This window comes from Xanthomonas theicola (genome assembly GCF_014236795.1).
Lineage (GTDB): Bacteria > Pseudomonadota > Gammaproteobacteria > Xanthomonadales > Xanthomonadaceae > Xanthomonas_A > Xanthomonas_A theicola.
This window is the reverse complement of the sequence record NZ_CP049017.1, coordinates 193,794-207,768: the sequence shown is the minus strand read 5'-3', so window position 1 is coordinate 207,768 and position 13,975 is coordinate 193,794. Positions and strand designations below refer to the sequence as shown.

The 13,975-nt window shown below is 65.9% G+C and carries 18 protein-coding genes and 1 pseudogene; 16 read left to right on the top strand and 3 right to left on the bottom strand.

Going from position 1 to position 13,975, the window contains the following annotated elements; all coding sequences use genetic code 11:
• Window positions 1–5 precede the first annotated feature (5 nt).
• From G4Q83_RS22450 to G4Q83_RS00965, 11 genes are all read left to right on the top strand, one after another.
• Window positions 6–440 carry a condensation domain-containing protein gene (locus G4Q83_RS22450; RefSeq protein WP_211288295.1) on the top strand — a complete coding sequence of 145 codons (435 nt, stop codon included), beginning with the start codon at window positions 6–8 and terminating at the stop codon, window positions 438–440.
• Window positions 367–1,476, top strand: coding sequence for a condensation domain-containing protein (locus G4Q83_RS22445; RefSeq protein ID WP_343068479.1), 1,110 nt, complete (start codon window positions 367–369; stop codon window positions 1,474–1,476). The genes G4Q83_RS22450 and G4Q83_RS22445 overlap by 74 nt, the downstream gene beginning before the upstream one ends.
• Entirely contained in the window at window positions 1,433–1,765 is a 333-nt protein-coding gene (locus G4Q83_RS24195; RefSeq protein WP_343068395.1) for an NAD(P)-binding protein, read from the top strand. The genes G4Q83_RS22445 and G4Q83_RS24195 overlap by 44 nt, the downstream gene beginning before the upstream one ends.
• Window positions 1,681–2,922 (top strand): GMC oxidoreductase, encoded by a 1,242-nt coding sequence (locus G4Q83_RS00995; protein WP_246432228.1) that lies wholly within the window; start codon window positions 1,681–1,683, stop codon window positions 2,920–2,922. Before G4Q83_RS24195 ends, G4Q83_RS00995 begins: the two co-directional genes overlap by 85 nt.
• 11 nt (window positions 2,923–2,933) lie before the next feature.
• Window positions 2,934–3,356, top strand: a complete 423-nt coding sequence (locus G4Q83_RS22435) for an aminotransferase class III-fold pyridoxal phosphate-dependent enzyme (protein WP_211288298.1) — start codon at window positions 2,934–2,936, stop codon at window positions 3,354–3,356.
• Window positions 3,357–3,518: 162 nt separating this feature from the next.
• Window positions 3,519–4,181, top strand: a complete 663-nt coding sequence (locus tag G4Q83_RS22430) for an aminotransferase class III-fold pyridoxal phosphate-dependent enzyme (RefSeq protein WP_211288299.1) — start codon at window positions 3,519–3,521, stop codon at window positions 4,179–4,181.
• A gap of 111 nt (window positions 4,182–4,292) precedes the next feature.
• A complete protein-coding gene (locus tag G4Q83_RS00985; protein WP_128420277.1) occupies window positions 4,293–5,504 on the top strand; it encodes an endonuclease/exonuclease/phosphatase family protein in 1,212 nt (403 codons plus the stop codon).
• Window positions 5,501–5,773 (top strand): hypothetical protein, encoded by a 273-nt coding sequence (locus G4Q83_RS00980; protein ID WP_158255014.1) that lies wholly within the window; start codon window positions 5,501–5,503, stop codon window positions 5,771–5,773. The genes G4Q83_RS00985 and G4Q83_RS00980 overlap by 4 nt, the downstream gene beginning before the upstream one ends.
• Window positions 5,774–5,793: 20 nt before the next feature.
• Window positions 5,794–5,937, top strand: coding sequence for a hypothetical protein (locus tag G4Q83_RS00975; protein ID WP_158255015.1), 144 nt, complete (start codon window positions 5,794–5,796; stop codon window positions 5,935–5,937).
• A gap of 207 nt (window positions 5,938–6,144) precedes the next feature.
• Complete coding sequence (locus tag G4Q83_RS22825; protein WP_246432227.1) at window positions 6,145–6,366, top strand: hypothetical protein; 222 nt, start codon at window positions 6,145–6,147, stop codon at window positions 6,364–6,366.
• A 396-nt stretch (window positions 6,367–6,762) separates the two neighbouring features.
• Window positions 6,763–6,945 carry a hypothetical protein gene (locus tag G4Q83_RS00965; protein ID WP_246432226.1) on the top strand — a complete coding sequence of 61 codons (183 nt, stop codon included), beginning with the start codon at window positions 6,763–6,765 and terminating at the stop codon, window positions 6,943–6,945.
• A 79-nt stretch (window positions 6,946–7,024) separates the two neighbouring features.
• Here the strand turns inward: G4Q83_RS00965 and purT are convergent, their stop codons facing one another.
• Window positions 7,025–8,212: a formate-dependent phosphoribosylglycinamide formyltransferase gene (gene purT / locus G4Q83_RS00960; RefSeq protein WP_128420278.1), complete on the bottom strand. Its 1,188-nt coding sequence runs from the start codon at window positions 8,210–8,212 to the stop codon at window positions 7,025–7,027.
• A gap of 158 nt (window positions 8,213–8,370) precedes the next feature.
• Here purT and G4Q83_RS24190 point away from each other — a divergent pair.
• The 3 genes and pseudogenes from G4Q83_RS24190 to G4Q83_RS00945 all read left to right on the top strand — a co-directional run.
• Window positions 8,371–8,817: pseudogene (locus tag G4Q83_RS24190) on the top strand (Rieske 2Fe-2S domain-containing protein); the annotation flags it as partial.
• Between the two features lie 148 nt (window positions 8,818–8,965).
• A complete protein-coding gene (locus G4Q83_RS22815; RefSeq protein WP_246432225.1) occupies window positions 8,966–9,700 on the top strand; it encodes an RHO alpha subunit C-terminal catalytic domain-containing protein in 735 nt (244 codons plus the stop codon).
• Entirely contained in the window at window positions 9,690–10,307 is a 618-nt protein-coding gene (locus tag G4Q83_RS00945; protein WP_128420279.1) for a DapH/DapD/GlmU-related protein, read from the top strand. The genes G4Q83_RS22815 and G4Q83_RS00945 overlap by 11 nt, the downstream gene beginning before the upstream one ends.
• A 142-nt stretch (window positions 10,308–10,449) precedes the next feature.
• Here the strand turns inward: G4Q83_RS00945 and G4Q83_RS00940 are convergent, their stop codons facing one another.
• Window positions 10,450–10,965 (bottom strand): LytTR family DNA-binding domain-containing protein, encoded by a 516-nt coding sequence (locus G4Q83_RS00940; protein ID WP_128420280.1) that lies wholly within the window; start codon window positions 10,963–10,965, stop codon window positions 10,450–10,452.
• On the bottom strand, window positions 10,917–11,228 hold the full coding sequence (locus G4Q83_RS00935; protein ID WP_128420281.1) for a hypothetical protein: 312 nt from the start codon (window positions 11,226–11,228) through the stop codon (window positions 10,917–10,919). Before G4Q83_RS00935 ends, G4Q83_RS00940 begins: the two co-directional genes overlap by 49 nt.
• Before the next feature lie 183 nt (window positions 11,229–11,411).
• On the opposite strand from G4Q83_RS00935, the gene G4Q83_RS00930 reads away from it, so the two are divergent.
• A complete protein-coding gene (locus G4Q83_RS00930; protein ID WP_128420282.1) occupies window positions 11,412–13,145 on the top strand; it encodes an FAD-binding protein in 1,734 nt (577 codons plus the stop codon).
• 221 nt (window positions 13,146–13,366) lie between these two features.
• A complete protein-coding gene (locus tag G4Q83_RS22425) occupies window positions 13,367–13,861 on the top strand; it encodes a leucine zipper domain-containing protein (RefSeq protein ID WP_211288300.1) in 495 nt (164 codons plus the stop codon).
• The last annotated feature ends 114 nt before the right edge of the window (window positions 13,862–13,975 follow it).

The following is a 13,975-nucleotide window of genomic DNA, read 5'->3' as shown; positions in this document are numbered from 1 at the left end:
TCATTATGAAGATCACCGATCTGCCATCACTGCGTCTTTCTGCAGGCCATCTCACCGTCTGGCGGGTTTGTGGCCCGCCGATGTCCGCAGCCCAATGGGCAAGCGACCCGCGGCGTGCCTCCCATGTCCAGGAAGCGACCATCCGGTACGTGATCGAGGAGGCCGACAAGGGCGCCCTGCCGCCCTCCTGGCTGGGCTGTGCATTCGATCTGCCCGCCGAACTGGACGCGCACGCCTTCGCCGCGGCACTGCGCAGCTGGATAGATCGTCACGAGATCCTGCGCAGCCACCTCGCGGTTGCCTCGCGCTCGGCAGCGGACGGCGGTCTGCGGCGCATGACGTTGCCAGCGGCAACCGTCGACATCCATCCCAGCGCGGCTGGAGCGTTCACGGACAGCGGGGCGCTGGTCCGGTATCTGGGAGGATCTGTTCGACCGTGAGGCCGGCCCCCTGGCCTGGCCGGGATACCTCTTCGCCACCATCAGCCGCGCCGAAGCGACCACCGTCTGTGTCGCCGCCGATCACACCCTGATGGACGGTTACTCGGTCTTCCAGATCCCCTACGAGATCCACACGCTGTACGCGGCGGCGCGCGCCGCCGAGGGGTCCGTCCTGCCGCTTCCGCCCGCGCCGAGTTATCTGGATTTCGCGGAGGCCGAACGCACCGCCGCCGACGCACTGACCGCCCAGCATCCCGCCATCGTCTGCTGGCAACGCTTCGTCAGCGCGGGTGGCGGCCGCCTGCCGCCATTCCCGGTCACGGTGAGCAATGCCGATGGCGGCGCCGACGCGCAGCCAGGCGGATACATCGAACTGCTGGACGCGTCCGCCGCGCGCGCGTTCGAACGGGTCTGCCGCGATGCCGGCGGCGACTCCTTCTCCGGCCTGCTCGCCTGCTTTGCCAGGGCCAGCCGCGAAATCGCCGGCTCGCACGAATTTCGCACCATGGTCCCGTTCCACACGCACACAGGCGCCCGGCGGTCTTCCATCGGCTGGTATGTCGGAATGGGACCGGTCGCCTTCCCTTTCGAGGCGGCCGACGCTTTCGACGAGGCGGTGCGTTCCGCGGTCGCCGGCCTCAAGGGGGTGAAGGAACTGGCCCAGGTCCCGATGTCGCGCGTGATGGAACTGCTCGGCCAGCCGCTTCGCGACCCGTTCATGATCTCGTACATGGACCTGCGCCTCGTCGCCGGCGCTCGCAACTGGGCCAGGTGGCAAACCGTCGCCCTGCGCAGCCGCAGCATGGATCCCGACGAAGTATGCCTGTGGATCATGCGCACCCACAACGGCCTGTGCATCAGCTACCGCTACCCCGCCAACGACCTGGCGGGCGTCGTGGTGCCGCGCTACGTGGCCCGCACCAAGCACCTCCTCGCCTGCGTCGCGCGCACGACGCACTGGCCGCCCCCACCTTCCACCCAGCAGGAGAGGAATGTTCATGACGGACATCAGACACATTGCAGCAGCATGTCCTGAGTACTCGCGCTTCGACGTGGTTGTGGTTGGCTCAGGGCCATCGGGATCGATCGTGGCCCGAACACTTGCGGAGAAAGGCTACCATGTGGCCGTCCTGGAATATGGAGGCGTGGTTTCCCCCGGCACCATGCTCAGGCCTTATCAAGCGGCCTACAGCAATGCGTTCACTTCCAACGGCCTCGCCGACGGCAATCCCTGGACAGCGTGCTGCGTCGGTGGCGGCAGCAGTTCTATGACGCCATCATGTTCCGATACCGGCAAGCGGATCTGGCCGTCTCCCGGTATCTGACGACGGACATGGAACTCGATTGGCCCATTACGATTCAGGATCTGGAACCCTATTACTCGGAGATCGAGCAGCTTCTGGAGATCAGCGGCACCAATGGCTTCTCGTCGTATCCGGCCAGTCCGCGCGGGCTGATGTTGCGCAACGCGATGCAGGAAATTGGCATCGGATCGAAAAGTGTCCCGCTCGCGATCCGTCCACCAGGAACCAGCAAGGGGTGCGTCCGGTGTTCAGCGTGCGACGAACTGGCATGCCCGACCGACGCAAGAGCATCCGTGCTTGCGAGAAACATCCTGGACGATTCCACCATGCCGGGAAGCATCTCGGTTCTGTACGGCTGCTTCGCCAACCGCATCGAGATCCGCAGCGATGGCCGTGCCGACGCGCTCGAATGCTATGTGCCGCTTTCATCGGAGCTGATTCGGATTCCCGTGGAAAAGGTCGTCGTCTGCGCCAATGCGATACAGACGGCGGCACTGATGCTTCGCTCCAAGAGCAGACATGCGCCGAAGGGAATCGGCAACGAATCCGGCCTTGTCGGCCGGGGTCTGTCGTTCAAGATCAGCGGCCACTCCGTGGGTCTCATGGCGTCCTCGAACGCCACCCGTGGCGCATTCGCCGCGCACTGGGGGCCGCACGCGACCGTGTACACCGATGATTTCTACGAACATGGCGACGCACCATGCGGGTTCGGGGGACTCATCTACGAGTCGAATTATGCCTCCCCCGGCAAGAACGTCGGCCTTGTGCGCCTGCATTACATCGCGGGCGAAGAACCTTGGTCGCACAATCGCGTCGTGCTCGACGACGCGATCGATGCCTGCGGCGTTCCTTACATCCGCTTCGACTATGGAAACTCCGAAAACGACTGCGCGCGCATCACCTTTCTCGCCGACCGTGCCGATGACATCCTGCGCAGCATGGGCGCATCGCGCATCGAGCGAGAACTTTTCCTCAACAGAAAAGGGCGCGCCCACCTGCACGGCACGATGCGCGCCGGACCCGACCCCTCGACCTCCGTGGTGAACCGTTGCGGCAAAGTCCATGGATCCGCCAACATCTATGTAATGGATGGCTCGGTCATGAACCTCCCGGGAAACAGCAATCCGACACACACCATCATGGCCAACGCCAGGCGAATGGCCCAGTCGCTCGAATAGAGGAAATCCAAATGTCAGATCGCAGCACTGCCGGATACCTGGCCGAATGGGAGCGCGAAGCCAGGTCCTCCATCATCTTCCGTTCCGCCGAAGGGTCGGTGGCCGAAGACATCGATGGCAACCTCTACCTGGACATGACCTCATGCAGTGGCGCTTCACCCCTGGGCAGCAACCACGCCGTCTTCAAGTCCAGGCTCGCCCGGGCCATGGAGCAGGAAACCGACGTCCTGCCATCGCCGGTGAGTGCGCAACGCCAGCGGCTCGCCGGAAGAATCTCGGCGATGTTTCCCGACACCCCACGGGTGTTCTTTCTCAGAACCGGATCCTGCGCGACCGAGGCAGCGGTGCGGATCGCCCGCCATCGGACCGGACGGCCGGTGGTTCTGACCGCCGGCTTCCACGGCTGGCACGACCTGTTCCAGCAACGCCCCTAGTCCGAGGATCCGCCGGCCCAGGACCGGCACATCCTGGATTTCCAGTACGATCCTGCCATCCTGGCGCAACAGCTTGCCGAAAACACGGGGAGAGTCACAGGCATTTTCTTCACGCCCGAACCCTCGATCTTTCCTCCGCAACTGCTCCAGGAGATCTCCGGAATGGCAAAATCGCATGGAGCACTGCTGATCGTCGACGAGGTGCTGTGCGGACTCCGTTACGCCAAGGGCGGCTATTGCCGGCAGCATGGCGTGAAGGCCGATCTCATCGCGCTGGCCAAAGGGATCGCGCAGGGCACCGGCCTTTCCGCGGTCGTCGGCACCGACGATGCCATGGCGGGAGCCGACAGGGCTTATCTAGGCAATACCTATCTGCGCGAGAATCGGGCGTTCGTGGCCGGCAACCTGACCCAGGAACTCTTCGAGGAAGCAGACATCATGGCCCGCCTCGCCGAAAACGGCTCAACGCTCAAGAGGCAGTTCCAGGTTTCCTTCGAACATCACCGCGTACCTGCACTCGTCCTCGGAAGCGGCACCATGTTCGACGTCATCCTGCCTTCGCAGAAGCATGGCAGCGTCTTCGCCCAGAAATGCCTGCAGAACGGCATCTACACCGGATACCCAGGCACCTACATGAGCAATGCCTCCATGGACGAGGCATTCTTCGGCGCCTTGCAGCCGGCACTGCAGCGGGCGCTGCTCGACTACCGGAAAGAAGCGGACATGGGCGCACAGGTGACGGACACATCGATGGTCGACTACTGTGCGCAGGCGTTCCACGCCACACGCGATGCATGCCTGTCCAACAAGCATCATTGGGCATGATGCAGGAAGGCGGTCTGTGGAAGTAGCGAATGCAGCGGTGGCCGGACTCGGTCGGCCGGACCAAGCCGCCCCGCCATCGTCCGGACACGCGCCACGTGCGAAAATGCACGCATGAACCCACGCGCCCTGCTGCTTGCCCTGACCCTGCTGTGCGGCGCCTGCGCGCGCAACGGCCCCACCCCGACCAGTGCCGCACCCGCTGCGGCGCTGCGCCTGGCCACCTACAACACCTCGCTGTACTCGGACCAGGCTGGCGGGCTGATCGCCGAACTGCAGGGCGACAGCGCGCATGCGCGCAAGATCGCCGCGGTGCTGCAGCAGGTGCGCCCGGACCTGGTGCTGCTCAACGAGTTCGACTACGACGACGTGCAGCGCGCGGCCGACCTGTTCCAGCAACGCTATCTGGAAGTGGCGCAGCCCGGCGGCGGCGGCGCATTACGCTATCCGTACCGCTACCTGGCGGCGGTGAACACCGGCGTGCCCAGCGGCCTGGACCTGGACAACGACGGCAACGTCGGCGGCGCGGGCCGCGCGCACGGCAACGACGCCTGGGGCTACGGCCTGCATCCCGGCCAGTACGGCATGCTGCTGCTGTCCAGGTACCCGATCGATGCCGCCGCGGTGCGCAGCTTCCGCCTGCTGAAGTGGAGCGCGATGCCCGGCGCGCTGCGCCCGACCGATCCAGCCAGCGGCCGTGGTTTCTACGGTGACGCGGTGTGGCCGCAGTTGCGGCTGTCATCGAAGTCGCACTGGGACGTCCCGGTCCGCACCCCGCTGGGCGTGGTCCACGCGCTGGTCGCGCATCCCACGCCGCCGGTGTTCGACGGCGCGGAGAAGCGCAACGCGGCGCGCAACCACGACGAACTGCGGCTGTGGCGCGACTATCTCGGCGGCGCCGGCAGCGCCGACTGGCTGTGCGACGACGCCGGCCGCTGCGGCGGCCTGGCCGCCGACGCGCGCTTCGTGATCCTCGGCGACCTCAACAACGATCCGATCGACGGCGAAGGCCGCCACGACGCGATCCGCGCCCTGCTCGAACATCCCCGCGTGCTGCGCTACCCGGCCCCGCGCAGTGCCGGCGGCGAAGAGGCCGCGCGCGCCTATGCCGGACATGGCATTGCCCATCGCGGCCCACCGCAGCAAGTCACCGGCGACTTCGGGCCGAAGGCCGGGGCGATGCGCCTGGACTACGTGCTGCCCTCCAACGGCTTCCGCTACCTGGACGGCGGCGTGTTCTGGCCTGCCTCCAGCACGCCGGCCGCAGCGATCGCCGACGGCAGCGATCATCACCTGGTGTGGGTGGACGTGGCCGCGGCGCCGTGAAGCGGAGGCCGCTGGCGGCATTCGGCGCGCGCGGCGGCGCAGTGGCGACGGCCGGCCTCGACGCGGCAGACAAGCAGGACATTCCGGAAGGATGGTTGGCGGCCTGGAGGGCGAGCCGATGGGGGGTGGACATTCTGATGGAAGTCAACGACCGCAGGATCGGCGTGTACATGCGGGCGCATGTCACGACCAAGCAACCCCATGACCCAGGCAATCCCCGACGTTGCCATCGAAACGCCCTGATCCAAGTCTGGACCCACGCCTACTGAGACATGCAAGGAGCACCGCCATGAGCGACAAGGAGCACCCCGGCATCAGGCCGATGGACGACGAGGCCACCGTTTTCCGAATGGCGATCACGGCGGAAATTCAAGCAGCATCGCAATGGCAGTCGAATGACTATCGGAGAAGACATCATGCCGTTCGTCAATGAATCCATCTCGCCGCAGGATGCGGCCAGATACCACTTGGCGGAGATTGACGCGTAGTTCAACGGGGGAACATCTCACGTCAGTGGACCATCGACCGTGAGCGCGATATCTACCTCCGTATCCTCGCGCGCGGACGTGAAGAAGCGTTTCGCCACGAGAGCTAGTGGACGTTTTATTGGAAAGGAACCCCGCTAACGATCCGGCCGGACTTGTTGGGTGGTGATGGCAAGCCTGGGAATCCTGGTTGGTCGCATTGGCGGCTGGTCTTCCTCAACGGCAGCAATGGTTTGCCGCCGGCTTTGAAAGAGCGCAAACAGGCGATCCTGGATGACTTGAAGCAGGCGTTGTTGGCTGACGAGGATGGCCGGGTTTTTTCGGTTGATACCGATTACGCCATTACCTTGCATATGGCTGAGGAGTGCGTCCTGTGAGCGCGCCACTGACAGCTGATCAAGCAGCCGAGCTGCTGCGCAAACAACCGGCTGCCTACGACACCCGCGAGAAGTTGGGAGCGTTGGTTGAACAGGTGGAGGCAGACAGCCCGGGGCAGGTCACGGTGCTCTACAGCGGCCGGATGGGGAGGGCGCTTTCCACGGAAGACGTGGCGAAGGAGTTGGATGCGTCTGTCCAAGGCATTCGACAAAAGCCGGAAGCGTCTCACTGCCGATTCGCGGATCCCGGGTTACGCGACTCGGAGGCCAGTGGACTGCAGGCAGGATGCTTCGCGGCGATGGCAACGCTCCGCGCTCGGTGCTGCGCGTGGCGGCGGCCGACTTCGCCGGCCTGGCCCAGCGGCAGCGCGCGCGACTGGAGCGGTGCACGGCGCGATGTGGCGTTCTTACAGCGCAACGCACCTGCTGCTGCCGGATTGGTCGTGCGTGCCGTTCTGCGTCGAGGGCGCCAGCGATCGGCTGGCGCTCGGCGGCGGGACGCGGCGCAACAACCTGGCGATGGTGGAACTGGTGTGGAGCATCCGCCTGGCCGCAGCGCGGTTCGCGCCGCCGGCTTGAAGGCTAGGAATGGGAAATCGGGAGTATGGAGTCGGAACGGGCCGCGTCCGGATTCTGCGTTCTCCACTCCTTCCACGATTCAAGCATTCAGTTCGATGCTCAGCGCCGCAGCGGCATCGCGGGCGATCCGCCGCGCCTCCTCGATGCCGGCGCCGCGCGCCAGGGTCACGCCGACGCGGCGGTGGCCGTGCACGCTGGGCTTGCCGAACAGGCGCAGCGCGGTGTCCGGCATCTGCAACGCGGCGGCGACGTTGCCGAACAGCGGCACGCCTTCGCCATGCGCCAGCAGCGCGCACGAGGCCGACGGCCCGCTCTGGCGGATGACCGGGATCGGCAGGCCCAGGATCGCGCGCGCATGCAGCGCGAATTCGCTCAGTTCCTGCGAGACCAGGGTGACCAGCCCGGTGTCGTGCGGCCGCGGCGAGACTTCGCTGAACCACACCGCGTCGCCCTTGACGAACAGTTCCACGCCGAACAGGCCCCAGCCGCCGAGGTCGTCGGTGACCGCGCGCGCGATGTCCTGCGCCCGCTGCAGCGCCAGCGCCGACATCGGCTGCGGCTGCCAGCTCTCGCGGTAGTCGCCGTCCTTCTGCCAATGCCCGATCGGATCGCAGAACGACGTGCCGGCGGCATGGCGCACGGTCAGCAGGGTGATCTCGTAGTCAAAGTCGATGAAGCCTTCGACGATGCAGCGGCCGGCGCCGGCGCGGCCGCCGGTCTGCGCGTATTCCCAGGCCGGGTCGATGTCCGCTTCGCTGCGCAGCGTGCTCTGGCCCTTGCCCGAGGACGACATCACCGGCTTGACCACGCATGGCAGGCCGACCGCGGCGATCGCGGCGCAGTACTCCTCCGGCGTATCGACGAAGCGGTACGGCGAGGTCGGCAGGCCCAGCGTCTCCGCGGCCAGGCGGCGGATGCCCTCGCGGTCCATGGTCAGCCGCGCCGCGCGCGCGGTCGGGATCACCCGCTGGCCGTGCTCGCGCTCCAGCGCCACCAGCGTCTCGGTGTGGATGGCCTCGATCTCCGGCACGATCAGGTGCGGCTGCTCGCGTGCGATCAGCTCGCGCAGCGCCATCGCATCGAGCATGTCCAGCACGTGCGAACGGTGCGCCACCTGCATCGCCGGCGCATCGGCGTAGCGGTCGGCGGCGATCACCTCCACGCCGAAGCGCTGCAGTTCGATCGCGACCTCCTTGCCCAGTTCGCCCGAGCCCAGCAGCAGCACGCGGATGGCGGAAGCGGACAGCGGGGTTCCCAGGGTAGTCATGGCGGCGGCGCCTGCGCGAAGGAGAGAGGACGCCATTCTACCGGCCGCACGCCGCCGCCGATGCCGGCGGCTGCCCCGCTGGCAACCGAATATCGGGATGCTATCTTCATCGCACCAGCCTGGGACGCCGCCATGAAAGAACGCACCACCGCGCGTGCATGCCGATCGGCACGCACCGCGTGGCGCAGCCGGCATCCGCATGCCTCTGCGCGCACGGCCACGGCGGCATCGCTCACCGGGCCATGCCGCCTCGCGCCGAAGCCGAACCCGCCTTGCCGCCCGAGTTCGCCGGTGCCGGTTGCCGCAGTCGGCCAAGCGCGAACCGAGGGACGCCGCCCATGCATTCGCTGATCCCGGCTGCGGCCTACATCGACGAGGCATGGTTCGCCCGCGAGCGCGAGTGCCTGATGCGGCCGCTGTGGCAGTTCGCCGCCCCGCGCATGCTGCTGGACAAGCCCAACGCCTTCGTGCGGCGCTCGGTGTACGGGGTGGACGTGGTGGTGCAGAACTTCGACGGCGAACTGCGCGCGTTCGACAACCTGTGCCTGCATCGGCAGAACCCGCTGCAGCAGCAAGCGCAAGGCGTGCGGCCGCTGCTGTGCGGCTACCACGGCTGGCGCTACGGCGCCGACGGCGGCGTCGACAACATCCCGTTCCACGACGAGGCCTACCGCCTGCCGCCTGCCGCCGGACGCGCGCGCCTGCCTGCGGCTCAAGCGCTTTGCGGTGGCCTGCATCGGCAACCTGGTGTTCGTGAATCTTTCCGCCGATCCGATGCCGCTCCAAACGCAGTTCTCGCTGCCGGCGCTGGACATGCTGCGGAGGGCGTCGGAGCACTTCGACAACGAGGTGCTGGTGGCCACCTTCGAGGCGAACTTCAACTGGAAGCTGGCCTACGAGAACCTGCGCGACGCCCTGCACCCACGCTTCGTGCATCCGCGCACCCTGTCCCAGCAGGTGAAGTTCCAAGTGCAGATGGATCCGGCCAGCATCGCCGACGCACACCGCTATCACGCGCAAGGCAGCGCTTCGCAGGCGGAACATCTGGCGCGGCTGCGCGGTTTCAGCGGTGGCGGGCTGGACCAACCCCTGTTGTCGCCGCCACACTACGCCTGGCACGACAAGGTCGAGCGGTTCGGCAGCGACGACTGGTACCTGAACTGGCTGCTGTATCCGAATCTGCACATCGCCTCGGGGTCGGGCGGCTATTCCTTCATCATCGAGCACCACCAGCCGGTGTCCGCGCAGCGCACCGACCTTCTGGTGTATTACGTCACCGCACGCAAGAAGCACCGCTACGCGACATCCGATGCGGTGCTGCTGGCGCACCTGCAAGGTGCCGAGAAGGTGCTGCGCGAGGACATCGACATCATGGAAAGCGTGCAATCGGGGCGGCGCACCGCGCGCGGTGCTGGACGACTACGAGCATGGCAACATGCAGTTCGAACGCTGGTACATGGAGTCATGGAGAGACGGCATGTCCTCTGAGAAATACCTGATCGGCTCCGGGGCGCTGCTGCAGTGGGTGCTGGCCGCCTGGGCCGAAGCGGCGCAGCAAACCGTGCTGCACCCGGTGGACGTCGGCCAGGACCAGGACTACCGCTTCGACCTGGCAGCGCTGCCCGCGCTGGCGGCCACCGACGCGACCGCCTTCGTCGCCTGGGGATCGCAATTCCTCAATTTCCGCCGCCTCGAATTGATGGGCGAACTGAAATCGCGCGGGGTGAAGATGCCGCCGCTGATCTGCCGTGGCGCGGTGGTCGCGCCCACCGCCAGGATCGGCGAAAACTGCATGATCGGCGCCGGATCGATCGTCGGCGCGCACTGCAACATCGCGTTCAATGCCTGGATCGGGACAGCGGCCATCCTGGAACACGGGGCGAAGATCGGCGCTTCGGCCTGGATCGACGCCGGTGCCTTCATCGGCGCGGAAGCCGTCATCGGCAGCCATGCGACACTGGGGCGGCGCGTGGAGATCGCCGCGGGGGTGCGGATCGGCAAACGCTGCATCGTCGAGGTCCCCTGTTGCTACCGCAGCGACATCGCCGTCGGCACCCATCACCTGGCCACACCAGTGGTCATCCTCAACGGGTGAGCACCTGCGCCTTCGTAGTGCCCGCCCTGTCCCATATCGCGTAACAGCCTGCGCTGCATGCTGGTGTAGATATCAGAGCTGATTGGGGCACGGTCTGTCAGCGCTAAATGGCACCTCCTGCCGCGCTGAGGGCAATAGCTCCCTAGGAGCTTACGTTTGGTTCGGCTTTTAGGCTCGCGAGAACGGTCGGATAGCGTCGCGAGAGCGGCACGATGAGGTTGTGACCCAGATCGAGGCGGAAGTCTCCCGAACCGGCCGGCGTGATGCTGCGGACGTGGCATGTATTCGCCAACCAGGAACGATGCGTGCGGACGATGCCGGCTGAAGACAGCCGTGCTTCCACATGGGTCAATGACACTCGCATCAGCGGTCGTCGGCCGGCCGCCAGCATGAACTCGACATAGTTATCGGCAGCCCGGGCGGCCAGAATGTCTGTGGTCGGGGTACGGATGAGCGTCGCACCTCCTGTATGTCGAACGTCTCCGGAGCAGTCGCGACCTCGGGACAGGCAACCGCGGCATCGGGTTTCGTCAGGAACCAGAACGTCCCCGCCAGCAGCACCTAGGTCAGAACGTCCTTGCGGAACTCGTAGAGAATGATCCCCCGCGACTAGGCGTAGGTCTGTCCGGCCGCAGCAAAGATCGCCATGCGCGCCCATGTCATGAGCGCCACATGCGCCAGCGAGAACGGTATGCTGCCGGCGGCGAGGAGCGCGATCCCGTGCCAGGATGACAAACGCCGTGCCCGCCGCACAGCGAGATATATGGACGGGGCGAGAAGCAGGAGAACGACGTTGCTTGACGCTTCGACGGCAAGCACTCGCCAGAGGGGCATCGTCGCGCCACGGTTCTGCCCGTCATCAAGCGCGGTCGTCACGTTGACGAAGCAGACCAGCGCCAGAAGGCAGGCGATCACCAGCATTGCACGCTGAAAGCCGTTCGCCCCTGTACGCGCGCCGTTGCCCCCAAGCAACCGCTGGCTGCCCCGCCCCGGCTGCTGACCGGCCCAAGCCTCTCGATCGGATACTATAGTCACCTGGCATGCATGCCGGACCATCCTCCTTCCAGAGCAATCTCTTTGCCACGGATTGCCACGGAGCCTTCTATGCTGAAACGGCGAGACTTCCTGACCTCGGGTGTGGCGCTCGCCGGCGTCACCTTCATCGGCGCGCCTTGCTCCGTCATGGCTCGACAGACGAACGGCCCTGCAACGCCAGATTGGCCGGTGGCAGATGAATGGCGCACGTTGTCCCGCGCGGTCGGCGGCAGGCTTGCGCCCGTCATAGTCCCCGATGTGACCGATCCGGCGGTCACGAAACTGATGGAGAACCCCTTCTACGTTTCCGACCAGCCTGGCCTGACGCAAAGTTCCGGGTGGCTGGACGCTTGGCGATCCGCTCCCAGTAGATATGTCGTGAAAGCCGAAAGCGCGGCAGACGTGGCCGCCGCTGTCCGCTTCGCCCGATCGCACGGTGTGCGCCTCGTCGTTCGGGGAGGCGGCCACAGCTATTTCGGCGCATCCAGCGCCCCTGACTCGCTGATGATCTGGACGCGTCCGATGAACCACGTCCGCCTGCACGACGCCTTCGTGTCGGCGGGCACGGACACGCCGCCCGTCCACGCCGTTTCGCTCGGAGCCGGTTGCCTGTGGATGGATGCGTACAAGGCCGTGACCGTCGAGGGAGGACGCTACGTGCAGGGCGGGGGCTGTACCACGGTCGGGGTGGCCGGCCTCGTCCAGGGTGGCGGTTTCGGCAGCTTCTCCAAGGGGTTTGGCACGGTCGCGAGCGGCCTGCTGGAAGCGGAGATCGTCACCGCCGATGGCGAGGTCCGCGTCGTCAATGCCGTCCGGCATCCGGACCTCTTCTGGGCGATCAAGGGCGGTGGCGGGGGAACGTTCGGCGTCGTGACCCGCCTGACGCTCAAGACCCATGACCTCCCGGAACTTTTCGGGGGTGCAAAGGTCGCGATCCGTGCCAACTCCGACGCAGCCTATCGCCGGCTGCTGGCGCGCTTCGTCGCTCATTATCAGGCCAAACTCTGCAATCCGCATTGGGGTGAACAGGCACGCGCGACGCGCTCCAACACGCTTGAAATCGACATGCTCTTCCAGGGGCTGACGCTGGAGGAGGCGAACGCGGCGTGGCGCCCCTTGATGGATTTCGTTCGCGCGAACTCCGACGATTACGAAGAAACAGACCCTTTGCGCGTCATCCCCGTCCCGGCCCGCCGTTATTGGGATGCCGACTGGCTCGCCAGCAATCTGCCGGCGGATACGATCTCCCGCGACACACGTCTCGCGGCATCGCCCGGAGCGTACTGGTGGCACGGGGACGGCGAGCAGGTCGGCGCCTACTGGCTCGGTTATCAATCGACGTGGCTGCCGGCGTCCCTCCTCGACGCCGGCAATCAGGACGGCCTTGCCGAGGCGTGGTTCGCTGCAAGCCGGCACTGGTCGGTCGCCTTCCACTTCAACAAGGGGCTGGCGGGCGCCCCGCCGGAAGCCATCGCCGCGTCGCGCGACACGGCGACCAACCCGCAGATGCTGTCGGCCTTCGCCCTGGCGATTATCGCTTCCAGCACCGATGCGGCCTATCCTGGTCAGCCTCTGCCAGTGGACAAGGATGCGAGATCGCGCGCGGCCGCGATCGCGTCTGCGATCCGCGAACTTCGCAAGGTCGCGCCGGACGCCGGCACCTATGTCAACGAGTGCGACTTTCACCAGGAAAACTGGCGGCAGGCGTTCTGGGGAGCGCATGCTGCGCGCCTTGAAGCAATCAAGCGTCGCTACGACGATCAACACCTGTTCACGGTGCATCACGGTATCGGTAGCGTCTGATCGCTCCCCTTCCGATTAAGAACCTGCAACGGCAACAGGCGCTCGCGAAGCGCGCGGCGCACTGCTGCCGAATGAGCATTTCCTGCCGATCACGCTGCTTTGGTGACTGGCGCGGCAGGTTGACGCTCTAGCGTCCGCTGAACGATCCTCTTTCGGACGGGTAGATCACCATGACCGATGATTGAAAGCCAGAACCGGGAAGTGCCGAAGTCGCGAAACGGATGGCCGTGCTTCGCCGGCACCTCCATGATGCGGTGCCGCTGGGTAAGGCCGCGATCGATGTCGGCATATCGATCCGCATCGCCCGCCGCTGGCTTGCTCGCTACCGTGCTGCTGCTGGTCCGGCCGGGCTGGCGCATCCGACCCGACCGGAAGCCGGCAAGCGCACCTTTCCGCAAGAACTGGTGGCACTGGTCGAGGGCATGGCGCTGATCAAACCACCGTCATCGATCGTGACAATCCATCGCCGTCTCGCCGCCATCGTCGGCGAACTGGAATGGCGAATGCCGTCCTATGGCAGCGTGCGCGATATCGTGCGCCGGATCGATCCGGCGATGCTGACCTTTGCACATGAAGGTGCTGCTGCCTTCCGCGACAAGTTCGAGTTGGTGCATCGACACCGCACCGGACGTCCCAATGCGGTCTGGCAAGCCGATCACACCCAGCTCGATATCCTGTCCTTGATGCAGGCGGCCGCCAAGTGCGGCCGTGGCTGACGACCGTGCTGGACGATCATTCGCGCGTGATCGCAGGTTACATGGTTTTCCTCGGTGCGCCATCCGCGCTCAACACCTCGCTTGCGCTGCGACAGGCGATTTGGCGCCAGGCCG

Coding starts and splice junctions, on each gene's coding strand:
- G4Q83_RS22425 (WP_211288300.1), top strand. CDS start 13,367: ATGGCCGTGCTTCGCCGGCACCTCCATGATGCGGTGCCGCTGGGTAAG.
- G4Q83_RS00975 (WP_158255015.1), top strand. CDS start 5,794: ATGAGCGACAAGGAGCACCCCGGCATCAGGCCGATGGACGACGAGGCC.
- G4Q83_RS22450 (WP_211288295.1), top strand. CDS start 6: ATGAAGATCACCGATCTGCCATCACTGCGTCTTTCTGCAGGCCATCTC.
- purT (WP_128420278.1), bottom strand. CDS start 8,212: ATGACTACCCTGGGAACCCCGCTGTCCGCTTCCGCCATCCGCGTGCTG.
- G4Q83_RS00935 (WP_128420281.1), bottom strand. CDS start 11,228: ATGCTGGTGATCGCCTGCCTTCTGGCGCTGGTCTGCTTCGTCAACGTG.
- G4Q83_RS00945 (WP_128420279.1), top strand. CDS start 9,690: ATGTCCTCTGAGAAATACCTGATCGGCTCCGGGGCGCTGCTGCAGTGG.
- G4Q83_RS22430 (WP_211288299.1), top strand. CDS start 3,519: ATGGCAAAATCGCATGGAGCACTGCTGATCGTCGACGAGGTGCTGTGC.
- G4Q83_RS00940 (WP_128420280.1), bottom strand. CDS start 10,965: ATGGGCGCGCATGGCGATCTTTGCTGCGGCCGGACAGACCTACGCCTA.
- G4Q83_RS00985 (WP_128420277.1), top strand. CDS start 4,293: ATGAACCCACGCGCCCTGCTGCTTGCCCTGACCCTGCTGTGCGGCGCC.
- G4Q83_RS00930 (WP_128420282.1), top strand. CDS start 11,412: ATGCTGAAACGGCGAGACTTCCTGACCTCGGGTGTGGCGCTCGCCGGC.
- G4Q83_RS22435 (WP_211288298.1), top strand. CDS start 2,934: ATGTCAGATCGCAGCACTGCCGGATACCTGGCCGAATGGGAGCGCGAA.
- G4Q83_RS00965 (WP_246432226.1), top strand. CDS start 6,763: ATGTGGCGTTCTTACAGCGCAACGCACCTGCTGCTGCCGGATTGGTCG.
- G4Q83_RS24195 (WP_343068395.1), top strand. CDS start 1,433: ATGTTCATGACGGACATCAGACACATTGCAGCAGCATGTCCTGAGTAC.